Annotated in this window: 20 protein-coding genes and 1 tRNA gene; 7 read left to right on the top strand and 14 right to left on the bottom strand. The window is 68.6% G+C overall.

The window, feature by feature from the left end:
* Nucleotides 1-4 precede the first annotated feature (4 nt).
* Nucleotides 5-769, bottom strand: coding sequence for a hypothetical protein (locus tag JJQ90_RS18800; RefSeq protein WP_216877773.1), 765 nt, complete (start codon nucleotides 767-769; stop codon nucleotides 5-7).
* A gap of 864 nt (nucleotides 770-1,633) precedes the next feature.
* Between JJQ90_RS18800 and JJQ90_RS18795 the strand changes: the two genes are divergently transcribed.
* Complete coding sequence (locus tag JJQ90_RS18795) at nucleotides 1,634-1,978, top strand: hypothetical protein (RefSeq protein WP_216877772.1); 345 nt, start codon at nucleotides 1,634-1,636, stop codon at nucleotides 1,976-1,978.
* 269 nt (nucleotides 1,979-2,247) lie between these two features.
* Here JJQ90_RS18795 and JJQ90_RS18790 read toward each other — a convergent pair whose 3' ends face one another.
* Nucleotides 2,248-3,654, bottom strand: coding sequence for a tyrosine-type recombinase/integrase (locus JJQ90_RS18790; protein WP_216877771.1), 1,407 nt, complete (start codon nucleotides 3,652-3,654; stop codon nucleotides 2,248-2,250).
* 245 nt (nucleotides 3,655-3,899) lie between these two features.
* Nucleotides 3,900-4,499: a TetR/AcrR family transcriptional regulator gene (locus tag JJQ90_RS18785; RefSeq protein WP_216877770.1), complete on the bottom strand. Its 600-nt coding sequence runs from the start codon at nucleotides 4,497-4,499 to the stop codon at nucleotides 3,900-3,902.
* Nucleotides 4,500-4,627: 128 nt separating this feature from the next.
* On the opposite strand from JJQ90_RS18785, the gene JJQ90_RS18780 reads away from it, so the two are divergent.
* From JJQ90_RS18780 to JJQ90_RS18770, 3 genes are all read left to right on the top strand, one after another.
* Nucleotides 4,628-5,851 (top strand): efflux RND transporter periplasmic adaptor subunit, encoded by a 1,224-nt coding sequence (locus tag JJQ90_RS18780; protein ID WP_216877769.1) that lies wholly within the window; start codon nucleotides 4,628-4,630, stop codon nucleotides 5,849-5,851.
* 151 nt (nucleotides 5,852-6,002) lie between these two features.
* Nucleotides 6,003-9,158, top strand: coding sequence for an efflux RND transporter permease subunit (locus JJQ90_RS18775; protein ID WP_216877768.1), 3,156 nt, complete (start codon nucleotides 6,003-6,005; stop codon nucleotides 9,156-9,158).
* Nucleotides 9,159-9,309: 151 nt separating this feature from the next.
* A complete protein-coding gene (locus tag JJQ90_RS18770) occupies nucleotides 9,310-9,948 on the top strand; it encodes an HAD hydrolase-like protein (RefSeq protein WP_230410783.1) in 639 nt (212 codons plus the stop codon).
* 50 nt (nucleotides 9,949-9,998) lie between these two features.
* Here JJQ90_RS18770 and JJQ90_RS18765 read toward each other — a convergent pair whose 3' ends face one another.
* A complete protein-coding gene (locus JJQ90_RS18765) occupies nucleotides 9,999-10,739 on the bottom strand; it encodes a response regulator (protein ID WP_216877766.1) in 741 nt (246 codons plus the stop codon).
* 152 nt (nucleotides 10,740-10,891) lie between these two features.
* On the opposite strand from JJQ90_RS18765, the gene JJQ90_RS18760 reads away from it, so the two are divergent.
* Nucleotides 10,892-14,860, top strand: coding sequence for a PAS-domain containing protein (locus tag JJQ90_RS18760; RefSeq protein WP_216877765.1), 3,969 nt, complete (start codon nucleotides 10,892-10,894; stop codon nucleotides 14,858-14,860).
* 72 nt (nucleotides 14,861-14,932) lie between these two features.
* On the opposite strand, the gene JJQ90_RS18755 is transcribed toward JJQ90_RS18760, so the two are convergent.
* The 3 genes from JJQ90_RS18755 to JJQ90_RS18745 all read right to left on the bottom strand — a co-directional run bounded on the left by JJQ90_RS18755 (nucleotide 14,933) and on the right by JJQ90_RS18745 (nucleotide 16,633).
* Nucleotides 14,933-15,172, bottom strand: coding sequence for a hypothetical protein (locus JJQ90_RS18755; RefSeq protein ID WP_216877764.1), 240 nt, complete (start codon nucleotides 15,170-15,172; stop codon nucleotides 14,933-14,935).
* Between the two features lie 179 nt (nucleotides 15,173-15,351).
* Nucleotides 15,352-16,425 carry a tartrate dehydrogenase gene (locus JJQ90_RS18750; RefSeq protein WP_216877763.1) on the bottom strand — a complete coding sequence of 358 codons (1,074 nt, stop codon included), beginning with the start codon at nucleotides 16,423-16,425 and terminating at the stop codon, nucleotides 15,352-15,354.
* A 133-nt stretch (nucleotides 16,426-16,558) separates the two neighbouring features.
* Nucleotides 16,559-16,633, bottom strand: a tRNA-Val gene (locus JJQ90_RS18745).
* A 116-nt stretch (nucleotides 16,634-16,749) separates the two neighbouring features.
* Here JJQ90_RS18745 and JJQ90_RS18740 point away from each other — a divergent pair.
* Entirely contained in the window at nucleotides 16,750-17,625 is an 876-nt protein-coding gene (locus JJQ90_RS18740) for an N-formylglutamate amidohydrolase (protein ID WP_216877762.1), read from the top strand.
* 257 nt (nucleotides 17,626-17,882) lie between these two features.
* On the opposite strand, the gene JJQ90_RS18735 is transcribed toward JJQ90_RS18740, so the two are convergent.
* From JJQ90_RS18735 to JJQ90_RS18710, 6 genes are all read right to left on the bottom strand, one after another.
* On the bottom strand, nucleotides 17,883-19,022 hold the full coding sequence (locus JJQ90_RS18735) for a CaiB/BaiF CoA transferase family protein (RefSeq protein WP_268958665.1): 1,140 nt from the start codon (nucleotides 19,020-19,022) through the stop codon (nucleotides 17,883-17,885).
* A 23-nt stretch (nucleotides 19,023-19,045) separates the two neighbouring features.
* Nucleotides 19,046-19,735 (bottom strand): hypothetical protein, encoded by a 690-nt coding sequence (locus tag JJQ90_RS18730; RefSeq protein WP_216877761.1) that lies wholly within the window; start codon nucleotides 19,733-19,735, stop codon nucleotides 19,046-19,048.
* A gap of 26 nt (nucleotides 19,736-19,761) precedes the next feature.
* A complete protein-coding gene (locus JJQ90_RS18725) occupies nucleotides 19,762-20,925 on the bottom strand; it encodes an acyl-CoA dehydrogenase family protein (RefSeq protein ID WP_216877760.1) in 1,164 nt (387 codons plus the stop codon).
* A gap of 66 nt (nucleotides 20,926-20,991) precedes the next feature.
* Nucleotides 20,992-21,636, bottom strand: a complete 645-nt coding sequence (locus JJQ90_RS18720) for a LysE family translocator (RefSeq protein ID WP_216877759.1) — start codon at nucleotides 21,634-21,636, stop codon at nucleotides 20,992-20,994.
* Between the two features lie 36 nt (nucleotides 21,637-21,672).
* A complete protein-coding gene (locus tag JJQ90_RS18715) occupies nucleotides 21,673-22,086 on the bottom strand; it encodes a hypothetical protein (protein ID WP_216877758.1) in 414 nt (137 codons plus the stop codon).
* A gap of 73 nt (nucleotides 22,087-22,159) precedes the next feature.
* Nucleotides 22,160-23,626 (bottom strand): N-acyl-D-amino-acid deacylase family protein, encoded by a 1,467-nt coding sequence (locus JJQ90_RS18710; RefSeq protein ID WP_216877757.1) that lies wholly within the window; start codon nucleotides 23,624-23,626, stop codon nucleotides 22,160-22,162.
* Between the two features lie 93 nt (nucleotides 23,627-23,719).
* Here JJQ90_RS18710 and JJQ90_RS18705 point away from each other — a divergent pair, with 93 nt between their 5' ends.
* Nucleotides 23,720-23,914: a hypothetical protein gene (locus JJQ90_RS18705; RefSeq protein WP_216877756.1), complete on the top strand. Its 195-nt coding sequence runs from the start codon at nucleotides 23,720-23,722 to the stop codon at nucleotides 23,912-23,914.
* Here JJQ90_RS18705 and JJQ90_RS18700 read toward each other — a convergent pair.
* Nucleotides 23,911-24,927, bottom strand: a complete 1,017-nt coding sequence (locus tag JJQ90_RS18700; protein WP_216877755.1) for a serine hydrolase domain-containing protein — start codon at nucleotides 24,925-24,927, stop codon at nucleotides 23,911-23,913. The genes JJQ90_RS18705 and JJQ90_RS18700 overlap by 4 nt on opposite strands.
* Nucleotides 24,928-24,987 lie beyond the last annotated feature (60 nt).

Genomic DNA, 24,987 nt, shown 5'->3' with positions numbered 1-24,987 from the left:
CCGCTCAACAGCCGCTTCTGCTTCCGCCCGCGCGGAGCTCGGCAGGGTATCGGTCGGTCTCCAGCTCGCCAGCCAAGCCGGGGACGGCGGCAAGGATGGCGATCCCGATGGCATCGGTATCGGGAGCGCCGACGTTGCGTCGGTCGCCAGCGATGACGGCAGATGGTCCATTTCCAGCAACTCCAGCAGGGGATTGGGATCGATTTCTGACAGCGGCCGCGATCCACGCGACGGGATCTCCGGCGATGCGGGCGTCGGCAGCGGCGCGCTCGGCGTCGCGCAGGATGTGCGACAACGACACCGGATTCCCGCCGATGTCCCGCACCCATTTCCCGACCAGCTCGCCCATTCGGTCTCGGGACATGCCTGGCTTCAACCGGCCGAGGATCGCCCGCATTTCGGCCCATGCGTCTGCGCGCAACTGCTGATCCGGCGATGCCTGTGGCGTCTCGGCAGCCGCGGCGTTCCCGCCAGGAATGGGCAGCATCAACGCTGGTTGGCGAGCGCGGCTTGGGCGCTGGCGGGGTGCTGGAGGCACTTCGACGGGGCGCGTCTGAGGCTCTGCGGCCGCTGATTCCTCGCTAGAGGAAGCAGGAGTCTCTGTGCTTTCCCCTTGCTTCCCCAGCTTCTTATTCGCGTCGATGCCGCGTCGCCTCCGCGTCGTTCGCGCGTCTTTGCCTGCGTCGGTCGATCCGCTCTCTTCGCCCAAAGTGGTGTAATTTCTGATGGTTATGACTGTCTGTGGACCGTCGCTCGAAGCGATGATCAAGCCGTGCTCCTCAAGTCGTGCGAGAAGCCTCCTGACGCGCGGCTCCTTCCAACCCCAGGCTGTGGCCATGAAACGAAGAGAGAACGATGCTTGGCCAGGCGCGAGGGGGATCGAGCACCCGGCTGCAACCGCGATGCCCGGCCGCCAGCGGGCATTCTCGAGCAGCCAAATGTACGCCGCTCGCGAACAAAAGCACTCGCGGCGAGGGCTGGGAAACGCAGCCGATTCGAAAGCGCCTCGCGGCATTTTCACGAAGCCCCGCCGGGCGGTTATATGATCCTGGGGCATTGGTCGCTCCCGGTCGCGAGCCGTCTAAAGGACGCTCACCATCGCGCGCAGGCTCGCAGCATCGACCAGAGTGCGACCACCGCACCGGACCAATTTCAGCCGACCTTCCTTCGCACGCCGGCGAAGGGTCGGAATCGAGATCCCAACCGTCGCCGCAGCATCCGCGAGGGTGCCGGTAATCGCGCCGTCCGGGATAGGGCGCGCCGCACGCTTTAAGCGCGCATCAGCTGGGGACTTTTCTTCATCGCGCATAGCAATTGCATCTCCGTGCGGCCCCTTGAGCGGGCCTGACGGGGCATTCATCGCAGCGCGGACGAGTTGGCCGCAAATGGTCTAAAGGGCCTAGGCCTTTAGGCCACGACGAGGGATTGGAGCGGCCAAAAGTCGCTCCGCTCGCAAAACTCTTTTCCTCATCGCATTTTCCGACGGCGGCGAACCGTGTTCCGCTGCGCCTCCAGAAGCGTCCCATGACGCCAATATCCTGGAGGCTTCAGTGATCGACGCTGGACGCTCAATCCCCAAGATCGCCGCATCATGGCGCGCCGTAGGATCATGCCGCCTGCGGCGCGGGGGTGAATGGAAATCGGCGATGGTCAAGACAGCGCGATCCAGGGCCGCCTTGGCTTCATCAACGTCGCCGCCTCGCCCGTCGATGCACGCTGCGATAGTGCTCCGCACGAAAAGCAACACTCCCGCGTTCCATTCAGCTTCAGAGCAAGCGGTTGCCGTGGCACGAAGGATACGGTTGAGGTCGTGCTCTCCGCGCTGGCGGAGATCGTCGGCGAAGCGATCCACGTTCTGCGCCTGCTCAGTCCGGCGCTCAGGTTCAAACCCGTGGGCAATCTCGAAAAGAGCCCGACTGGTGATGATACGGGTCGCCGAACTGGCCGCTGGTCGCAGTGCGAACGCCCGGCCCAGTAGACGTGCGATTGCCGCCCTCCACTCGCCCACCTGCTCGGCCCGAGCGATATCTTCAAATCCGTCAGCAAGGTCAGCGAGCGATCCGTCCGGTGCTAGACTCCTCAGGAGCTTGGCACATCCGTTTAGCGCCGCCGCCTTCCGATCGTAGACGTAGGCGGCCTGTCGTTGTCCCACAGCGCCACCACGCCTTGCCTCGGCCGAATCAGAGCCGCCCCTCGGCTTCTGCGGCGCGTTTGCCGCCACCAGCGCCTACCAGCCGCTTCCCAGACTCATGGTGCCGTGGCCGCTCGCCGCAGGCTGTCCGGCACCGGCCGCTCGCGCGCGTCTTTCAGGTGACTCACAGTGGCTGGCGGAGTCGCGAGGAAGCTCGCCCAGGTCGCCATCAGCACGCGGCGCTTCTCCAACAGGTCACCCCGCTGGTAGGCACGCTGCACCTGGTTGCCCACCGCGTGCGCAAGCGCGGCCTCCGCAACTGCTTCCGGTGTGGCGGTGCACTCGGCCGTCCAGTCCCGGAAGCTGCTGCGGAAGCCGTGCACGGTGCAGTAACCGGCCACGCCCATGCGTCGAAGAAGCAGCAGCAAGGCCATGTTGCTTAGTCCGCCCTGAACGGCATCGGCGCGCCCACCCGCAACTGCCCCCCCACGCGACCCGGCACGGCCTGGGAACAGGAGAGCGGGCTCGTCCTCGCCGGCGGTCCGCAGCGGCCTAGCTGCCTCCAGCACCGCCAGTGCAGCTGTGGAAAGCGGAACACGATGCTCAGCGCCCATCTTCATGCGTGACGCCAGCACCGTCCAAATAGGGCCGCCTGGCGCCTTCAGGTCGATCTCGTCCCAGGTCGCGCCGATGGCTTCGGATGTGCGTGCCGCTGTCAGTATCACCCAGCGCAGCGCCATCGCGCTCACACTCTCCTCGTTCGCCAGACGGGCCATGAACGCTGGCACGTCGCGCCAATGCAGGGCGCGGTGGTGGCGGACCCGGGCTACCTCGCCCTGACGGCCCAGCAGTGGTGCCAAATTGTCCTTCCAGATGGCCGGATTCTCGCCCTGTCGCCACCCGCTGGCCTTCGCCCAGGCCAACACAGCTTCGCAGCGGATCCGGACGCGCAGCGCGGTTTCCGGCTTCTTGCGCCAGATCGGCTGCAGCACTCGGAGCATGTCCGCGGTGGCTACCTCCGCCACGGGCACATGCCCAATGGCAGGAGTGACGTGATTGACGATGAGTGCCTTGGTCAGCTTGCGCTGACGCTCGGTGCGCATGGCCGGCCCATGCGCTTCGAACCAAGCTTCGAAGGCAGAGTTGAAGCTGCGTCCAGGGCTGCCCGTGAGAGCGGCGGCGCGCCGCCGGGTGTCGTCGGCACGCCGCGCGGCCTCGGCCGCCCGACGCTCCTCAACCGGATCACCCCCTGCATCAAGCTTGACGCGAGCGGCTTTCGACGCGATCCGCGCCTCAGCCAAGGAGACTCCAACCGCGGTCTTGCCGCTGCCCCTTATGACAGGTCCGAGCCCCAGTTCACGGGACTTGCCGGCTACCATGTAGCGCAGCGCCCACTTGGCTTTGCCTTGTCCGGTGACATGCAGGTAGAGGCCAGCGCCGTCGGCGTGACGTCCCGGATCTCCCTTCTTCACCAGCGCCTTCACAGCAGCGTCCGTCAGGGCGTGGTGAACGATGCGCGGCATGGACGCCTCCGGTGGTGCAGCCGAACAGCCGGCCCACAATCTGGCCCCTTATAGATTTGTGGGCTGCCCTGATGCAACCAGATACGACATGATCCATGACGTCGGAAAAATAGACCGGAAACCTCTGTATTTCCTGGATGTTTTGACCAAACCTGATCTCAGCCGATCCTGTGGTTCGAATCCAACCGCCGGAGCCATCCTCTCCCCTTCAATCTTCTCCTGCGCACTTCGGTTCGGCATGCCCCTCACGCAGGTGGCAACGCCGCGTCCAGGATGGCGGTCGCACCCTGGCGCAGCACCAGCGCCGCACGTTCCGATCCCAGATAGGGCATCGAAGCCCAGGCGCCATCGAACAGCAGGGCCAGGGTATCGGCCAGCAACTCCGGCGGCTCGGCCCCCGCCGCGCGGGCCAATTCCACCATGGCCGCGCGCATCCGCGCCTTGCACTGCGCCACCAGGCGATGCGTCGGGTGTTCGGGGTCCGGAAATTCGGCCTGGGCCAGCAGCATGGGACAGCCGCGCTCGGCACCCAGCGCCACCTTGGCGGCACCCGCCTCCACCATCGCGCGCAGCTTGGCCGCCGGCGTCTCCGCCCCCGCCGTGACCTCCGCGAACCAGGCGTCGTAGGTCGCCGCATCCTCCGACAGCACGGCGGCCACCAGCGCGTCCTTGCTGGGGAAGCTGCGATACAGGCTCATCTTGGTGGCGTCCGCGGCGCGGCACACCTCCTCGATGCCGGTGGCGCGGATGCCCTGGCGGTAGAACAGGTCCTTGGCGGCGCTCTGGATGCGCTCCGCGGCCTTGGGTTTTAAGCCCCCAGGTTGGGGGACGGTGACATCGCCCATGCTGGTGTCCTCTCTCCCGCCGCGGCGGTCATTCATGCTGCGGCGCAAAATCGCCCCTTGATGTTACTGACCGGTCACATACACTATGTGACGAACCGGTCGGTATCATCCGGCCCTGGAGATTGGCCATGTCACCCCATCCGCGCAAGTCCTCCGCCGCGGCGCAGGGCCAGAATGTCGCCGAAAACCCCTGGTTTTCGTGGCTCGCCCGCACCCTTCGTCCCTCCGCCGCCGGCCTGGCCCTGATGGCCAGCACCGCTTTGGTGCAGCCCGCCCTGGCCCAGGCCCCGTCCCCGGCCCCCTCCGTCACCGTCGCCACCCCCCTCGCCCGCCCCGTCGCGCAATGGGACGAGCACACGGCCCGCATCGAGGCCTCCGCCCGGGTGGAGTTGCGACCGCGCGTCTCGGGCCAGGTGGCACAGGTGCATTTCCGCGATGGCGCCACGGTGCGCGCCGGCGACCTGCTGTTCACCCTCGACCAGCGCCCCTTCCGGATCGCCGTCGACACCGCCCAGGCGGAGCTGGCCCGCACCGAGGCGCGGCTGACCCTCGCCCAGCAGCAATTGCAGCGCTACGCGCCCCTCGCCGCCCAGCGCATCGCCCCGGAATCGGAGCTGGACACGCGCCGCGCCTCCCTGCGCGAGGCCCAGGCCGGCCTCGCCGCCACCCGCGCGGCGCTGCGCCAGGCGGAGCTGGATCTGGAATTCACCGAAATCCGCGCCCCGCGCCCCGGCCGCGTCAGCGACCGCCGCGTCGATGCCGGCAATCTGGTGCAGCAGGGCGAGACCTTGCTGACCACGCTGGTCACGCTCGACCCCGTCTATGTCACCTTCGACGCCAGCGAGGCGCAGTATCTGCGCTATGCCCGCGCCGCCATGGGCGGCATGCGGCCGGATGGGCGGCAGACCGGCACGCCGGTGCAGCTCCGCCTGCTGGACGAGACCAGCTTCACGCATGAGGGCCAGCTCGACTTCGTCGATAGCGGCTTCGATGCGCGCAGCGGCACCATTCGCGGCCGCGCCGTGGTCGCCAACCCGCACCTGCTGCTGACCCCCGGCGGCTTCGCCCGGCTGCGGCTGTTCGCCGGCGACAGCCAGGCGCTGATGGTGCCGGATGCGGCGGTGCTGGCGGACCAGTCGGGCCGCATGGTGCTGACCGTGACGGCCGAGGGCACCGTGGCGCCGCGCCCGGTGCAGCTCGGCCCGCTGGTCGATGGGCTGCGCGTGGTCCGCAGCGGGCTGGGTCCGGAGGACCGGGTGATCATCGGCGGCCTGCATCGGGCCCGCCCCGGGACCCATGTGACCGCCGAACAAGGCCGCATCGGCCCGAGCCCCCTCGCCTCAGCACAATGATACCGACGGCCCCGATGGGTTCGTGCCGCGAAGGCACGCCTTCGGCTTGCCACACCTGAACCGCCGGGGGCCGGTCCCGCCCCCGATCTTGCGACGCCTTCGACCCCCGGGTGAACCCCGCCGGCCGGATCGCGCCTGAGGAATCCGAGCTGTGCGCCTCGCCCGCTTCTTCATCGACCGCCCGGTCTTCGCCGCGGTCCTGTCCATCGCCATCACGCTGGTCGGCGCCATCGCGGCGCTCCGCCTGCCGATCGCCGAATATCCCGAGATCGCCCCGCCCACGGTGCAGGTCACCGCGAGCTATCCCGGCGCCTCCGCCGAGACCGTCGCGCAGACCGTCGCCGGGCCAATGGAACAGGAGATCAACGGCGTCGACGGCATGCTGTACCTCTCCTCGCAATCCACCGGCGATGGCCGGGTCGCGATCAGCGTGGTCTTCCGCCAGGGCACCAATATCGACCAGGCCCAGGTGCTGGTGCAGAACCGCGTCGCCGTCGCCGAGCCGCGATTGCCGGAGGAGGTCCGCCGCCTCGGCATCACAGTGCGGAAGGCCTCGCCCGACCTGCTGATGGTCGTGCACCTCACCTCGCCTGATGGCAGCCGCAGCCCGGACTACGTCTCCAACTACGCCACGCTGACCATCAAGGACCGACTGGCGCGCCTCGATGGCGTCGGCGATGCGCAGATGTTCGGCGCGCGTGACTACGCGATGCGCGTCTGGCTCGACCCGGATCGCCTCGCCGCGCGCGGCCTGGCGCCGGGCGAGGTGGTAGAGGCGCTGCGCCGGGCCAATGCGCAGGTCGCGGCCGGCGCCATCGGCCAGGCGCCCCGCGCGGCGGAGGCCGGCGCCTTCGAGATCAGCGTGCAGGCGCTGGGCCGCCTGACCTCGCCCGAGCAGTTCGATGAGCAGGTGGTCGGCACCGGCACCGGTGGCGCGCCGATCCGCCTGCGCGACGTGGCGCGGACCGAGATCGGCGCCGCCGACTATTCCATGAACGCCCTGCTGAACAACCAGAACGCCATCGCCATCGGCGTCTTCCAGCGCCCCGGCAGCAACGCCCTGGCGACCGCGGATGCGATCCGCGCCACCATGGAGGAAGCCGCCCGCAGCTTCCCCACCGGCATCAGCTACAGCATCGTCTACGACACCACCGGCTTCATCGCGCAGAGCATGAAGGCGGTGCTGGTGACCTTCGCCGAGGCGATCGTGCTGGTGGTGCTGGTCGTCATCCTGTTCCTGCAGAACTGGCGCGCCGCGCTGATCCCGCTGCTGGCCATCCCGGTTTCCATCATCGGCACCTTCGGCGCGCTGCTCATCATGGGCTTCACGCTGAACACGCTGACGATGTTCGGCCTGATCCTGGCGATCGGCATCGTCGTCGATGACGCCATCGTGGTGGTGGAGAACGCCGAGCGTCACATGGCCGACGGCCTTCCGCCGCTGGAGGCCGCGCGCAAGACGATGGACGAGGTCGGCTTCGCGCTGATCGCCATCGCCCTGGTGCTGGTCGCGGTCTTCGTGCCGACCGCCTTCATCACCGGCATCTCCGGCGACTTCTACCGGCAGTTCGCGGCGACGATCTCTGTGGCGACCATCATCTCCGCCATCGTTTCCCTGACCCTGTCGCCGGCGCTCGCGGCACGGCTGCTGAAGCCGCATGACCATGCGCCGAAGCGTGGCGGGCTGTTCAAGCCGATCGGCCTGTTCTTCCGTGGCTTCAACTGGGTCTTCGACCGGATGTCCTTCGGCTACGGGTCGCTCACCCGCCGTCTGGTGCGGCTGCCGGTGATCCTGATGCTGATCTATGGCGGCCTGCTGGCCTGGACCGGCAGCACGGTGCTGAGCACGCCGACCGGCCTGATCCCGCAGATGGACCGCGGCTACGTCATCGCCGCCTTCCAGCTTCCCCCCGGCGCCAGCATTAGCCGCTCGGATGCGGTGGTGCGCCGGGCCTCGGATACCATCCTGGCCACCCCCGGTGTCGCCGATGCCGTCGCCTTCGTGGGTTTTGATGGCGCCACCTTCACCAATGCGCCCAATACCGGCGTGGTCTTCGCCACCATGAAGTCCTTCGAGGAACGCGCCGCGCTGGGGCTGACCGGCAACGGCATCCTGGCCGATCTCCAGGCCCGGGTGATGGGCGACATGGATGCGCAGGTGCTGGTGATTCCGCCACCGCCCGTCCCGGGCATCGGCACAGGCGGCGGCTTCAAGCTGATGATCCAGGACCGCGCCGGCCTCGGCCCGCAGGCGCTGGAACGGGCCGTGTGGCAGGTGCTGGGCCAGGCCAATGGCGCGCCCGGCATCGCCTTCGCCTTCAGCCTGTTCAACACCTCCACCCCGCAGATCCGCGCCGATATCGACCGCACGCGGGCGGAGATGCTGGGCGTGCCGATCTCCCGCGTGCATGAGGCGCTGGGCATCTATATGGGCTCGGCCTTCGTCAACGACTTCAACCTGCTGGGACGCACCTGGCGGGTGACGGCGCAGGCGGACATGGCGCACCGGATGGATGTGGAGGATCTGGCGCGCATCCGCACCCGCAGCGACAGCGGCCAGATGGTGCCGCTGGGCTCCATCGCCACCTTCCACGAAACCTCCGGCCCCTATCGCATGCCGCGCTACAATCTGTATCCGGCGGCGGAGGTGCAGGGCGCGGCGCTGCCGGGCGTTTCCACCGGCCAGGCCATCGCGGCGATGGAGGAGGTGCTGCGCAACCTGCCGGAGGGCTTCAGCTACGAATGGACCGAGCTCGCCCTGCAGGAAAAGATCGTCGGCAATACCGCGCCGATCGCCTTCGCCATGGCGGTGGTCTTCGTCTTCCTGGTGCTGGCGGCGATGTATGAAAGCTGGCTGCTGCCGCTGGCGGTGGTGCTGATCGCGCCGATGTCGGTGCTGGCGGCGCTGATCGGCGTGGGCTTCGCCGGCCTCGACAACAACGTGCTGGTGCAGGTGGGGCTGGTGGTGCTGGTGGGCCTCGCGGCGAAGAACGCGATCCTGATCGTGGAATTTGCCCGCGCGGCGGAAATCGCCGGCGCCACGCGCTGGGAAGCCGCGGCGGCGGCGGCGCAGACCCGGCTGCGACCGATCCTGATGACCTCGCTCGCCTTCATCCTCGGCGTGCTGCCGCTGACGGTGGCGACCGGGGCCGGGGCGGAGATGCGCCAGAGCCTGGGCGTCGCGGTGTTCTACGGCATGCTGGGCGTGACCCTGTTCGGCCTGCTGTTCACGCCGGTCTTCTATGTGGTGGCCCGCGCCATGGCCCGGCGCCCCGCCCCGGCGCCGGTGGCGGTGCCGGCCGAATAGGCCGCACCCCGCCGGATCGTGATCCGCCCCTCCCCCAACCCCGCTATTGCGGGGGGCCGAGGGAATGGGCATGGAACCCCGGTCGGCAATCACATCAGGGTGCGCATCGCGGGTGGACGGGCGGATCGAAGCTGGGGCAGTCGCAGCCGCGTTGGGCGGCCAGGCCCGCCCCCGCCTGGTCCTGTTCGACCTGGACGGCACGCTCGCCGACAGTCGCGCGGTGATGTTCGAAGCGCTGGACCAGGCCGCGCGCCATTTCGGCTTCCACCGCGTGACGGAGGCCGAGGCGGAGGCGCTGCGCGACCGGGATGCGCGCAGCATCCTGCGGGTGCTCGGCGTGCCGCTGTGGAAGCTTCCGCGCATCGCGGCCCATATCAAGGGCCTGGCCAGCGCCGCGCCGCCGCCGCCGCTGTTCCCGGGCGCCACGGCCATGCTGGCCCGGCTGCATGCGGCGGGGGTGACGCTGGCGCTGGTCTCCTCAAACTCCGAGGTCAATGCCCGCCGCGCCTTGGGGCCTGAGGCGGCGGCGCTGATCGCCCATTGGGCCTGCGATGCCAGCCTGTTCGGCAAGGCGGGTCGCTTCCGCCAGGTGCTGCGGCGCACCGGCACGAAACCGGCCGGGGCCATCGCGATCGGCGACGAGCTGCGCGACATCGCGGCGGCCCGCAGCGCCGGGCTGATCGCGGGGGCGGTGGCCTGGGGCTACGCCCTGCCCACCGCGCTGGCCGCCGCCGCGCCGGACATCCTGTTCGGCAGCATGGATGAGATCCCGGCCTGGTTTGGCGTCTAGCAGAGCGTGGCCCGGACCTTCTGTGCCTGCGCGCCTGCGGTCATCACGCGCTACACCGCTTCCGGATCGAACAGGTAGCCCACGCCCCGCACCGTGCGGATGGCCATCGGCCGGGTCGGGTTGCGCTCGACCTTGCGGCGCAGCCGCATGATGCGCAGGTCGATGGCGCGGTCGAAGGCCTCGGGCTCCTCGTCGCCGGAGGTGCGCTCCAGCAGCCAGTCGCGGTGCAAGGCGCGGTTGGGGTTCTCGACGAACAGCTTGAGCAGGGTGAACTCGCCCTCGGTCAGCGTATCCTCCCGGCCTTCGGCGGTCAGCAGCAGGCCGCGGCGCAGGTCCAGCACGGCGCCGCCGATGCGGGTCTTGCCGGGCGGCAGTGCCTCCGGCTTCTGCGCGGCCTGGGCGGCGCTTTCCGCCCCGGCGCGGCGCATCACGGCGCGGATGCGGGCCAGCAGTTCGCGCGGCTCGAAGGGCTTGGTGATGTAGTCGTCGGCGCCGGATTCCAGCCCGACCACGCGATCCACCAGGTCGCCCGCCGCCGTCAGCATGATGATGCCAAGCAGCGAGGATTGGCCGCGCAGCCAGCGCGCCAGCGCAAAGCCATCCTCCCCGCCCGGCAGGCCGACATCGAGCAAGGCGGCATCCGGCATCCCCGCCGCCACCGCCGCCCGGCAGGCGCGCCCATCGGCCACCCCCTCCACCACGAAGCCCTGGCCGGAGAGGTAGGCGCAGATGGTCTCCCGCTGGAACGGGTCATCCTCGACGACAAGGAGATTGGTCGTGCCACCCGCCATGCGCGATCGTTCCTCGGCCTGCTCGCGTTTCGAAGCACTCCGTTACAAAGCCCAGCGAGTCCCGTCAAAGGTCGCCTTGGCACGAAACAGGTGAAACAAACCGCGATGGGCGGCGAAACACAAGCCGACCCGGATTCGGGCATAAGGACGGGATGCTACATCTAGAGCGTTCCGCCGGCGGGTCGCCGGCGGCTGAGCTTGCCGCCCTGCAGGCGGAGGCGCTGGCCCATCTCGCCGGACCCTTCGCGCTGTTCGATGCGCAGGGCCGCCTGGCCTCGGCCAATCCCAGCCTGGCGCAATTGCTGCCCGATTTCGGCGAAAGCGAGGAACCGCCCCGGCACCTGGAAGCGATGCTCGCCGCCATCGGCCGTGCCGGCGCCGCGCTGAACCCCGATATCCCGGAACCGGAGGATGCCGCCACCTGGCTGCCGCTGGGCTTCGACCTGGCGCGCAATCTGGACTGGCAGACCCCGCGCGGGCAATGGTTCCGCATCGTGGTCCGGCGGCTGAATCACGGCTTTGTGCTGACTGCAACCGATATTACAGACCTGAAGCGGCGCGAGGCGGAGCTTTCGGCCACCCAGGGCGTGCTTCAGACGGTCTTCGACCACATCACCGACGGCGTGGTGATGTGGGACGCCGAGATGCGCCTGCAGTTCTGGAATCGGGAGACCCTGCGGGTCGGCGAATTCCCGAATCACCTGGCCTATAAGGGCGTCAACGTCCTCGACGTCATGCGCTACCAGGACCAGCGCGGCGAATTCGGCCCGCCTCCTGCCGATGAGGCGGAGCTGGAGGCCCGCGTCGCGCAGCGTGCCGCGCTGCTGAGCCGGCCCGGCGGCATCTCCTATATCCGCCAGACCCCCTCAGGCCTGTGGCTGGAGGTGAAGACCGTGCCCGTGGAGGGCGGCGGCGCGGTGCTGATGTATCGCGACATCACCAGCCTGAAGCAGCGGGAGGAGGAGTTGGCTGCGGCGCGCGCCATGCACCAGCTCATCCTGGACAGCATGACGGATGGCGTCGTGCTGATGAATGGCGACCTGACCTTCCGCCTCGGCAACCGCGCCGCCATCCGCATGTTCGACATGCCGGCCGAACTCGGCACGCCCGGCGCCTCGGCGGTGGACGCCATGCGCTACCGTCTGCGACGCGGCGATTTCGGCCCGCCGCCCGAGGACCCGGCGGCCTTCGAGGCGCTGGTCGAGCACCGGCTGGCCCTGGCCCGCGAACCTGGCGGCGAGCCGCAGCTGATTCGCGGCGCGCGGGGCGAATGGATCGAGGCTTCCTCCGTCGCGACGCCCGATGGCGGCACATTGGTGATCTACCGCGACATCTCCGTACTGAAGACGCGGGAGGAGGAGCTTCAGGCCGCCCGCGCCACGCATGAGCTGGTGCTGGACACCATGAATGACGGGCTGGTGCTGTGGAGCCCGGACCTGCATGTGCGGCTGTTGAACCGCCAGCTCGCCGGCTTCTACGGCATCCCCTGCGACCTGACCGTGCCGGGCGCCGATGGGCGCGAGATTTTGCGCATGATGCACCGCCGCGGCGACTACGGCCCGCCACCGGCCGAGGGCGCGGCGCTGGAAGCGGCGGTGGAAGGCCGGGTGCGGGCCATCCTGCACCCGGTCGGCGAAAGCGACATCCGCCGCGCCCCCTCCGGCGCCTGGGTCGAGATCACGCGCCAGCGGCTGCCCGATGGCAGCGTGCTCTCCACCTACCGCAACGTCTCCCGCCTCCAGGCGCGGGAGGCGGAGCTGCGCCAGGCGCGGGACATGGCGCGCGGCGCCGAAGCCGCGCTGTCCGCGACCATCGAGAATATGAGCCAGGGCCTGGTGATGTTCTCGCCGGAGCGGAAGGTGCAGATCATCAACCGCCGCGCCATCGAATTGCTGCGCCTGCCGATGGAGCTGGCGCGGGAAGGCACACCGCTGGAACACATCACCGCCTGGCAACTCGGCAGCGGCGAGTATGAGGACAGCCCGGAAGGCACCGAGCGGGCCCAGGCCGTGATCGCCGGCGCGCCGCTGCCGACCGGCCATTTCGTGCGCCGCCGCCGCGACGGTTCGGTGCTGGAGGTGGAATCGGTCCGCCTGCCGGATGGCCGCTCCGTCCGCACCCTGACCGACGTGACCGAGCGCAAGCGGCAGGAGCAGGCGCTGGCCGCGGCGCGGGACGAGGCGCGCGCCATCAATGCCGCGCTGGGCGCGACCATCGAGCATATGAGCCAGGGCCTGGTCATGGTGGACCCCGATCGCCGGGTCCGGGTGATGAACCGCCGCGCCGCCGAGATCCTCGCACTGCCACCGCATCTGGCGCAGCCCGGCGTGCCCTTCGGCGAGCTTGTCGCCTTCCAGCATGCGCGCGGCGACTATGACGGGTCGCAGCACCGCATCGAGGAGGCGCGCCGCGCCATTGCCGGCGAGGCGCTGAACGAGGAGCGCTACGAGCGCGCCCGCCGCGACGGCACCGTGATCGAGGTGCATGCCCGCACCATGGAGGATGGCGGCGCGGTGCGGACCTATATGGACGTGACCGAGCGCAAGCGGGTGGAAGGCGCCCTGGCCGCCGCACGGGATGCGGCGGAAGGGGCCAACCGCGCCAAATCCGCCTTCCTCGCCGCGATGAGCCACGAGATCCGCACGCCGATGAACGGGGTGCTCGGCATGCTGGAAGTGCTGGAACGCACGCCGCCCGGCCCGGCGCAGGACCGCTGCATCGCGGTGATCCGCGAAAGCGCCGGCTCGCTGCTGCGGATCATCGATGACCTGCTGGATTTCTCGAAGATCGAGGCCGGGCGGATGGAACTGGAAACCCTGCCCTTCTCCCTGCGCGGGCTGGTGGAAGGTGCCGTCGACACGCTGACGGTGGAGGCCAAGCGTCGCGGCCTGCTGCTGTTTGCCGACCCGATCGGGCCGGAGACGCCGCAATCGCCGGACATGGTCTCCGGCGACCCGGTGCGGGTGCGGCAGATCCTGTTCAACCTTGTCGGCAATGCCATCAAGTTCACCGATGTCGGCTTCGTCCGCCTGCGCGCTTCCGCAAGCCGGTCCGGGGATGCGGTGATCGTCTCCCTGATGGTCGAAGACAGCGGCGTCGGCATGACCCCGGAGCAACTGGAAAAACTGTTCCAACCCTTCGCCCAGGCCGATACCTCCACCACGCGGCGCTTCGGCGGCACCGGGCTTGGCCTGTCGATCGTGCGGCGGCTGGCGCAGTTGATGGGCGGCGACGTCTCGGTGGAGAGCACCGCCGGGCGCGGTAGCCGATTCGCCGTCACGCTCCGCCTCGGCCTGGTGCAGGCGGAGGACTGGGAAGCCATCGCCGAGCCCCTGCCCGCCTTGCCCGCCACGGCCAGCACCGACATCCCCCGCCTGCTGGTGGTGGACGACCATCCGGTGAACCGGGAGGTTCTGGCCCGGCAGCTTGAACTGCTGGGCTGCCAGGCGGACATGGCGGAGGACGGCGCGCAGGGCCTGGCGCGCTGGCGCGCCCAACGGCACCGGCTGGCGCTGGTCGACCTGCATATGCCGGTGATGGACGGGCTGGACCTGGCGCGCGCGATCCGGCGGGACGAGGCGGCCGACCCTTCGCTCGGCCGCGCCATCCTGATCGCGGTGACGGCGAATGCGCTGAAAGGCGAGGATGAGCGCTGCTATGCGGCGGGCATGGATGCCTTCCTGGCCAAGCCGCTGGCGCTCGACCTTCTGGCACGCACCCTGGCGCGCTTCCTGCCGGCACAGGCAGGCGCGGCAGGGGCGGCGCCGGGACCGCCGCCGGCGGAGATCGCGCCGCTGTTCGACCCCGAGGCCCTGCGCAGCCTGTTCGGCGCCGACCCGAAGCGCCTGGCCGGCTTGCTCGCCAGCTTCCGGGAAGGGGTCCGGCGCGATGTGGAAGCGGTGGCGACCATGCTGGCGGCGCGGGATCTGCCCGGCGCGGCGGCTGCGGCGCACCGGCTGAAAGGCGCCGCGCGCATGGCCGGCGCGCGGCCGCTGGCGGATCTGCTGGCAGTGGTGGAGCTGGCAGCGCGGGAGCGCGATTGGGAGGCGGCGGCCGCCGCGGCGGCGAAGCTGCCCGCCCTGGCGGAGCGAACCCTGACTGCGGTGCAGGCCGCGGGATGAGGGCCTGATCCGCCTTGCCTGGCCAGTTCGGCCCGGGCGCCTACCTCAATTGCGAATCATTCGCAATTGAGGTCAGTCGCAATCGCAGCCGGGCGCCTCTGTGGTCATGCCCTGCACGACGTGATGGTCGATCCATTCCGCCACCAGGCGCCGGGCCTCGGTGACCGAGGATTCGGGGTGGTGGATGCGGTAAAGCGTGGTGCAGGCGGTGAAGGCGGCCAGGTCGGCGTTGCCGCCATCGCGCAACTCGCGATAGGCGGTGACGACGGCGCGTTCGCAGCGGCGACCGATGTGGCTGAATTCGCGGCCCATGGGCACTCCCGTCTTCCCGCTCGGCGGGGATGCGATGCAAGATGCGATGCAGTTGCGAATAAGTCGCAACTGATATGCAAGTTATACGACGCGCCGCGCCTGGAATTCAAGTGACGCGCTGCATCATTCGGCGGGGCGGCTTCGATCAGCCGCCCCCCGCGCCTTCGGGGGGCAGGATTTCAGCCCTGGGAAACCGCCTCGGCCAGCGCCTTGCCCACATCCACGGTGCCCGCATTGCCACCCATGTCACGGGTGCGTGGGCCACCTTCGGCCAGCAGCGTCTCGATCGCCTTGACGATGCAATCCGCCGCCGCCTTCTCGCCCAGGTGTTCCAGCATCATGGCGCCGGACCAGATCTGGCCGATCGGGTTGCAGATCCACTTGCCGGCGATGTCCGGCGCGCTGCCATGCACCGGTTCGAACATGCTCGGGAATTTCTTCTCCGGATTGATATTGGCCGAGGGCGCGATGCCGATGGACCCCGCCACGGCCGGGCCGAGGTCGGACAGGATGTCGCCGAACAGGTTGGAGCCGACCACCACGTCGAACCAGTCCGGATGCTGCACGAAATGGGCGCAGAGGATGTCGATGTGGAACTGGTCCGTCGTCACGCCCGGGTAGTTCTTCGCCATCTCGGCGAATCGCTCGTCCCAGTAGGGCATGGTGAAGGTGATGCCGTTGGACTTGGTGGCGCTGGTCAGCTTCCGGCGCGGGCGGGTCATCGCCAGCTCGAAGGCGTATTTCAGCACGCGGTCGACGCCGACTCGGGTGAAGACGCTGTCCTGGGTAACGAATTCACGCTCCGTGCCCGGGAACATCTTGCCGCCGGTGGAGGAATACTCGCCCTCGGTGTTCTCGCGCACCACGTAGAAGTCGATATCGGCGGGGGTGCGGTCGGCCAGCGGGGTGCGGGCGCCGGGCATCAGCTTGCAGGGGCGCAGGCTGATATACTGGTCGAAGCCACGGCGGATGGGGATCAGCAGGCCCCAGAGGGAGATATGGTCCGGCACGCCGGGCCAGCCCACGGCGCCGAGGAAGACGCTGTCCGACTTCGCCAGCTGGTCCAGGCCATCCTCCGGCATCATCTTGCCGGTCTGGGCATAGGTCTCGCAGGACCAGTCGAAATGGCTGAGCTCAAGGTCGAAGCCGAAGCGCCGCGCCGCCGCATCCAGCACCCGCAGGCCTTCCGGCACGGTTTCCTTGCCGATGCCATCGCCGGGCAGCACGGCGATTCGATGGGTCTTGCGGGTCATGGCGTTGTCTCCGACGGTTCCGGCGCGAAACTGCCGCCGCGGAGGGCCGCCGGCAAGCCCGGCGGAACCGGCAAAACCCCGCACTTCCGAAGAAGTCGCAGCCATAAAGCAACCGAGGGGGGAGAGCGCTGGATGGTGGGCGCGACAGGGATTGAACCTGTGACCCCCGCCGTGTCAAGGCGATGCTCTACCGCTGAGCTACGCGCCCATCCAGCGAGGCGCTGCAATAGCCAAGCCTGCGGCACAGTGCAACCCCGCCCGATGCGGGGAAGAACCGAGCGGGGATGACAATGCGCCCCCGCCTGTGGCTTGATCGCGGCACCGATGGACATGCCACTCCCCGCCACCACCCTGCCACCCGAGCCGCCGCCCTTCGAGGTGGCGCGGCCGGTACGGCAGAGTGTGCCGCTGGTCTTCTGCTCGCCGCATTCCGGCAGCCATTACAGCGCCGCCTTCCTGGCTGATTCGCGGCTGGATCCGAGGGCGTTGCGGCGCAGCGAGGATTGCTTCGTCGATGAGCTGTTCGCCGCCGCCCCCGAATTCGGCGCGCCGCTGCTGACGGCCACCTTCCCCCGCGTCTTCTGCGATGCGAATCGCGAGCCCTGGGAGCTGGATCCGGGCATGTTCGATGGCCCCCTGCCCGCCTGGGTGAACAGCGCCAGCCCGCGCGTCGGCGCCGGCCTCGGCACCATCGCCCGCGTGGTGGCCAGCGGCGAGCCGGTCTATCGCCACAAGCTGGCCTTCACCGAGGCGGAGGCGCGGGTGCGGCAGTACTGGCAGCCCTATCACACGGCGCTGGCCGAGCTGATCGCCGAGACCCGCGCCGAATTCGGCTTCTGCCTGCTGATCGATTGCCATTCAATGCCGGCGCATCCGGCGCATGGCCACAACCCCTCCGACTTCGTGCTGGGCGATGCGCATGGCACCGCCTGCGCCCCGCGCGCGACCAGGCTGGTGGAGGAGACGCTGGGCGGCCTTGGCTACCGGGTGCGGCGCAACGACCCCTATGCCGGCGGCTATATCACCCGCCATTACGGCCGGCCGCGGGAGGGGGTGCATGCGCTTCAGATCGAGATCGCGCGCAGCCTGTATATGAACGAGGCGCGGCTGGAACGGGCGCCGGGCATGCAGTCCCTGACGCGGGACATCAGCCGGCTGATCGGGGTGCTGGCCAAGGCGGATTGGAACGGCTTGCGCTGAAGCCGACGTATACGACTTTCGCTTGACTTCCCCCTGGCGCTTCGGGAATTCTGCGCCCGGTCCCTGGACGAAAAAAAAGGCGGAGCCTTGCGGCTCCGCCGAGTTTAGGGAGGAAACGTCCAAGAAAGACAGACAACCCGGCAACGCCGTGTTGCTGCGATGCACAATCTAGTCGGAAGCAAAGGGTCCCGCAAGGGGTTTTTTGCAGTGCAGCATGTCCGAAATGTTGCGGTGCAGCTATTCGGCCATTGCATAGCTCAGGCCGCTGAAAACTCGGCGCGGATGGCTGAGCTGTGCTCGCCAAGGGCCGGGACTCGGCCATAGGCGCGGTCGGTCTGCGCCAGGCGCGCGGCGGGGGCGGCCATGGCGACCGGACCCTGCGGCGTCTCCACCACCAGGCGGCGCAGGGCCGGATGGGCCGCCAGTTCCGGCACGCCGTTCACGAAGCCATAGGCGATGCCGGCCGCGTTGAGCCGCGCCGCCGCCGCATCCCGCGTCAGCCTCGCGAAGGCCTGGCCGACCCGCGCATCGACCACCGGGCGGTTCGCCACGCGTTCATTGTTGCTGCGCCATCCGGACTCGGCGGGCAGTTCCGGCGCATCCAGGAAGCCGGTGCAGAGCGCCGCCCATTCCCGCTCATTCTGGATCGAGATCAGCACCAGTGCGCCATCGGAGGTGGCGAAGGCGCCGTAGGGGCAGATGGAGGGATGGGCGAGGCCCACCCGCTCCGGCGCCCGGCCGGTGCCCTCGAAATACAGCAGCGGCACGTTCATCCAGTCCGCGATGCCATCGAACAGCGACACCGCGATGCCGGTGCCCCGGCCGGTGATGCCGCGTGCGATCAACGCCTCCAATACGGCGGCATGGGCGTTCATGCCGCAGGCGATGTCGGCGACCGAGACCCCCACCCTGCCCGGCCCGGCCGGATGGCCGGTGATGGCCGCGAGGCCCGATTCCGCCTGCACCAAAAGGTCATAGGCCTTCATCGCGGCGTAATCGCCCTCCTCGCCATAGCCGGAGATATCGACCGTGATGAGGCGCTGATGCTTCTCGCGCAGCGCGGCGCTGCCGAAGCCTGCGCGGGCCATGGCACCCGGGGCGAGGTTCTGGATGAAGACATCCGCCTTCGCCAGGATTCGCGCGAGAAGCGCCTTGTCCTCGGCTTTCTTGATGTCGAGGGTCAGGGATTCCTTGCCCCGGTTGAGCCAGACGAAATAGCTGGACTGGCCGGCGGCGGCCTTGTCGTAGCCGCGCGCGAAGTCGCCCTCCGCCCGCTCAATCTTGATGACGCGGGCGCCGGCATCGGCAAGTTTCACGGAGCAGGTGGGCGCGGCGACGGCCTGTTCCATGGCGACGACCAGGAGGCCGGAGAGGGGCTTGTGAGAGCCGAACTCCAAATCGGTTTTATTAGATCGCTCTGTCAAAGCAAACCGCCCTCACGCGCCACGAAATAGACCTGCCGAAACACTATAGCTGCCACCAAAATCACCGACATTCCGTAAAACATCGCACAAACCAAACGAAAATTCGGCTGCTTGTTACTTAGCACCAAATATTCTACATTTGCAAGGCGCCGCACAATATCAGCTTTGGCGGCCTTCGATACTGCCACCGATTGTGACACCTGAAGGCCTTTTTGATGCTCGATCTGTCGCCTTACTAGCGGTAGCTCCCACACAAGATCAAAAAGATCACCACCAACTTTATCTCTATCGACCGTAGCCGACAGCGTGGACACCTGATCGCAGTACGTCTCTATGAAGCCATCAGTCGTTACCGCATCATAAAACGAGACCTGCCTGACCTGATAATCTTGCAAGCTAAGATTTTTGATAACCGCCGGGCACCGCCACTGGTATATGATATGAGCCAGAAAGATACCCAGCGAGGCAAAAAACGCAGAAACCAATCCAGATGGTAGATGTGGCATATTAACATCAAAATCTGCGAGTAGAGAGCGTCCAACTGGCCAAACCGCTGCCAGAACAGGAACCATCAGGAGTAACGCATATGATATGTTGTTGATAGCGCGGATTTCGCCCAGCGCCCGAAGGTCTGCCCACGATGGGATATTTTCCCGTATGCGAAATCGACGCTTTCCATTTGCCATCTGTGCTTCTCAATGGCCTGCAGAGCTCAATAGCTCCGCGGCATCCCCAGCACATGCTCGCCAATATACGACAAAATCAGGTTCGTGCTGATCGGCGCCACCTGGTACAGCCGCGTCTCGCGGAACTTGCGCTCGATGTCGTATTCCTCGGCGAAGCCGAAGCCGCCATGGGTGTTCACGCAGGCCTCGCCGGCGGCCCAGCTCGCTTCCGCCGCGAGCATCTTGCCCATATTGGCCTCCTCGCCGCAGTTCTGGCCGGCGGCGAATTTGGCCAGGCCCTTTTCGACAATGGCCTCCGCCGCGCGCATCTGGGCATAGGCCTTGGCGATGGGGAACTGCACGCCCTGGTTCTGGCCGATCGGGCGGCCGAACAAAACGCGTTCCTTGGCATAGGCACTGGCCTTGGCGATGAACCACTTGGCATCGCCGATGCACTCCGCCGCGATCAGCAGGCGCTCGGCATTCATGCCGTCCAGGATGTAGCGGAAGCCCTTGCCCTCGACACCCAGCAGGTTCTCCGCCGGCACCTCCATGTTGTCGAAGAAGACCTCGCAGGAATTGTGGTTCATCATGGTGCGGATCGGGCGGATGGTGAGGCCCTTGGCCGTCCGCATGTCGACGATGAAGGTGGACAGGCCCTCGGTCTTCTTCGCCACCTGGTCGCGCGGGGTGGTGCGGGCCAGCAGCAGCATCAGGTCGGAATGCTCCGCCCGGCTGGTCCAGATCTTCTGGCCGTTGATGATGTACTTGTCGCCTTCGCGACGGGCCGTGGTGCGCAGCGCGGTGGTGTCGGTGCCGCTGGTCGGCTCCGTCACGCCGAAGGCCTGAAGGCGCAGCTTGCCCTCGGCGATCGCGGGCAGGTACTGCGCCTTCTGGGCCGGGCTGCCATGCCGCAGGATGGTGCCCATGATGTACATCTGCGCGTGGCAGGCGGCACCATTGCAGCCGCTGGCCTGGATCTCCTCCAGGATCGCCGCCGCACCGGCCAGCGGCAGGCCGGCCCCGCCGAATTCCTCCGGGATCAGCGCGGCCAGGTAGCCGCTCTCGGTCAGGGCATTGACGAATTCGGTGGGGTAGCCACGCCGCGCATCCAGCTCCCGCCAGTATTCGCCCGGGAAACGCGCGCAGAGTTTCCGGACTTCCTCGCGGATCTCGGCATGCGGATCGGCGGTGGGCTGCTGGATGTCCATCGGATGTCTCCCCGGTCTGGCCACCGGGATTAGGGCGCGAAAGGCCCAAAGTCTACCGGTGCGGGTCTACCGCAGCATCGGCACCAGGCTGGCCACCAGCAGCAGCGCCATGGCGATGTTGAAGGCGCGCAGATGGGCGGGCTTGCGCAGCAGCCGGCCGGTGCCCACGCCGATGCCGGCCCAGACCAGCAGGCAGGGCATGGTGATCGCCACGAAGACCAGCGAGATCGCCAGGACCTGTGGCAGCATCGGCTCCCCCGGCCGGGTGAAGGCCGGCACCACGGCCGCGGCGATCATCCAGGCCTTGGGGTTCACCCACTGGAACAGCGCGCCGCCGACAAAGCCCAGCGGTGGCTTCACCGGGCCGGAAGCACCGCTGGGCGGCGCCGAGGCTGAGGCGCCGCGTGGCGGCGCCGAGGCTGAGGCGCCGCGTGGCGGCGACGCCGTGGCGATCTTCCAGGCCAGCCACAGCAGCCAGAGCGCGCCGGCCCAGCGCAGCACCTCATGCAGCGTGCGGCTGGCCAGCAGCGGCCCGGCGAGGCCCAGCCCGACCAGCAGGATCATGCCGCCGAAGCCGAAGGTGACGCCCAGCATATGCGGCAGCACCCGCCGCAGCCCATGCGCGGCGGCCGACGCGGCGACCATCAGAACATTCGGCCCCGGTGTGACCGAGGAGGCGATGGCGAAACCGAGGAGGGGCAACCAATCCATGCGCCTATAATGACAGCTATGCTGACCTTGTGAAGCTCAGGGGGCGGAGAGCGCCATGCGGGCGGTGATGGTCTGCACCACAAGGTCATCATGCCCCAGCTCCACCACCGCGGTCAGCAACTGCGTGCTGCCCCAGCGCGCGCGGTAGCGGCAGGATTCGGCGACGCCATCCTGCCGAACCGGCCGGCATTCGAAGCCGTAGCTCTGCAACTGCACCAGCAAGGGGCCGAGATTGCTGCCCGGCGGATGCGCCGCCAGCAGGTCCCGCGCCAGACGTTCCGCCCCGACCCGGGGGCCGGCCTTCACATAGACCTCCATCCCCGGGCGGGTGGTGAAGCCACCGCTGAAGATCTGCGTGCCGAGCGCCAGCGCGCCCAGCAGCAGCACCCCCGCGATCAGCGCATTGCGCGCCGTGCGGGGCTTCGGATCTGGCGCAGCAGCCGCCGGCACGACGTCATTGGCCGGCGCCGGCGCTGGCTGGTACCAGGCGCGGGCCCGAGGTGGCGGCTCCGGCGGAGCGGGTTCAAGCGCGATGGCGTGTCACCAGCCGGCCCGGCTTTTCCCCGGTGGCCCCACCCTGCTCGCCATAGCCGGCACGGAAGGTGGGCCGGCCATTGGCCCAGACCTCCTCGATGCCGAGGCTCGGCAGGGTCGGTGTTTCGAAGGTCGCCGCGTCGATCACCGTCGCCGGGTCGAACAGGCAGAGGTCGGCATAGGCGCCTTCCACCAGTACGCCGCGATCGACGATGCCATAGGCCTCCGCGCAGCGGCCGGTCATCTTGTGGACGGCCGTCTCCAGCGAGAACAGGCCGACATCGCGCACGTAGTGCCCCAGCACGCGCGGAAAGGTGCCCCAGAGGCGCGGATGCGGATGGGCGTCGTGCGGGATGCCGTCGCTGCCGATCATCGACAGCGGATGCGCCATGATGCGGCGCACATCCTCCTCATCCATCTGGAAGCTGATCTGCCCGGCGGGGGTCAGGCGTTCGGCGGCGGCCTTGATGTCGCTGTTCCAGCCGCGCGCGATCTCATGCAGATACTTGCCCGCCATTTCCGGGTGCGGGACAGACCAGGTGATCATCACCTTCACATCGTCGCGCAGCCGGTCCGGCATCAGCACGGTGGAGCCGGCCGGATAGGGATAGACGTCATAGGCCACTTCCTGCGTCCGCGCATATTCGGCGATCAGCGGCAGGGTCTGGGTGGAGCGGCCGAAATTCTCCGGCAGCGAGCATTTGTGGTGGCTGATCTGCACGCCGACGCCGGCCTTCTTGCCGATCTTCATCGTCTCCTCGATCGAGGCCAGGACCTTATCGGCCTCGTCGCGCATATGGGTGGAATAGAGGCCGCCGGTGGTGCGCAGGGCCTCCGCCACCGCGATGACCTCCTCGGTCGTCGCATGCTTGTTGGGGTCGTAGTAAAGGCCGGTGGAGAAGCCGGAGGCGCCTTCCGCCAGCGCCTGCTTCAGCCGCTGGTGCATGTGGTGGATTTCGCGGTCATTGGCAGGGCGGGACACGTCGCCATCCATCGCCTCCACCCGCATGGTCTGGTGGCCGGCCAGGGCGTAGGTGTTGACCTCCGACCCCTGCCTGCGCAGCGCCTCGGCGTAGTCGCCGAAATCGCCGAAGCGCCACCATCCCTCCGCGCCGATCAGGTCGAGCGGCGGCGGCGGGGTGCGCTTGAACCGCGCCGGGGAGAGCGAGACGCCGCAGCAGCCGACGACGACGGTGGTGACGCCCTGGCTGGTCTTGCAGGTGGTGCATTGCGGGCCACAGAGCACCGCGCGGTCGTCATGTGTATGGGCATCGATGAAGCCGGGGGCGAGCGCCTTGCTCGTGGCGATCACCTCCCGATCCCCGGTCGCGCCGCCCAGGTCGCCGATGGCCGCGATGCGGTCACCCTTCACGCCGAGGTCACCGATGCGGCGCGGCGCGCCAGTACCGTCGATCAGGGTCGCGTCACGGATGATGAGGTCGCAGCGGAGCGCCATTCTTGGGATCCCTCGGGTCAGGCCTGCGCGATCATGCCAAGCCGCGGGGCGTTCCGATAGGGAGCCAGCGCCCCGGCGGCGCGTTGAGGGAGAATGACCCAGGATAAAACCAAGCTTCCCACCGGCGCCGCCGAGCGCATGAACAGCGCCGACCCCACCAGCAAGACCACCCAGGCGAAAGTCCAGCAAGGCGGAACCACCCGGAATCCGGATGCCAAGGTGCCATCGGACCTATACCCGGACCCGCCGGGGGTGACGGATCAGACCAAGGGTGGGCCGGATGATTAGGCAGCCAGAAACGCCGGCAAGATGCCCTCGGTCAGCAGCGCATGGCGCGTCTGCACCTGGCCGCGCACGCGCGGCACGTCGGGGTCGGAGGTCATGACCACGGTCAGCCCCAGCCCCGGCAGCAGATAGACCATCTGCCCGCCATAGCCCCAGGCGTAGAAGACCGGCTGGCCCCGCGCCTCCGCGATCCACCAGCCGAGGCCGTATTGCTGCCCGGACCAGGCGGAGCGCCCCAGGGGCAACCAGGCCTGGCGTAGAAAGGCCTCCGGGATCACCTGCCGTCCCTCATGCCGCCCGCCATTGCGGCAGCATTCGCCGAAGGCCAGCAGCGCGCGCGGGGACAGCGCCATCTCGTTGCCGCCGAAATGCAGCCCCTGCGGGTCCCGCGTCCATTCCGGCACCGGATGGCCGAGCGGGCGGAACAGCCACTCCGTCGCCAGTTCGCGGATGCTGCGGCCGCTGGCGCGGGCCAGCACGGCGGCCAGGATGTGGGAGGTGCCGGTGGAATAGAGCATCCGCCCGCCCGGCTCATCCACCATCGGCCGCCCCAGCGCGAAGCCCACCCAGTCCCGGCTGCTGACCCAGCGGCCGTAATTGGCGCCGGAAGTCGGCTCCAGCCCCGCGCGCATCGACAGCAGGTGGTTCAGCGTGATGTCGCGCACCGCCGGGTCGGCGCCGCGCGGGATTCGGTTGCCGAGGATCGGCGCCACGGGCTGGTCCAGCCCGCGCAGCACGCCACGCTCGATGGCGATGCCGGCGAGCATGGCGAGGATGGTCTTGGAGGCGGATTTGACATTGGTCGGCCGGTCCAGCGCCGGCCCGCGAAACACCCGCTCCGCCAACGGCACGCCGTTCTGGACGACGATCAGGCTGCGTAGGCCGGGGGTTTCCGCCGCACGATCGAGTCCGGCGGCAAGGCGCCCCGCCGGAGCACGAGGCTGGGCCCGCAGCGCCGGGGCCGCCAGCACCAAAAGGCCGCCGGCAAGTGCGGCGCGTCGGGTGGTTGCGTTCATGCCCCAGAGTTGGGTGCTGCCTCCGCCGGCCCAAGGGCGGCGGAGGCAGCGGTTACACGT

The sequence above is a fragment of the Falsiroseomonas oleicola genome, from assembly GCF_019029495.1.
Taxonomy (GTDB): Bacteria; Pseudomonadota; Alphaproteobacteria; order Acetobacterales; family Acetobacteraceae; genus Falsiroseomonas; species Falsiroseomonas oleicola.
The sequence above is the reverse complement of the archived record's forward strand: the minus strand, read 5'-3'. Positions and strand labels throughout refer to the sequence as shown.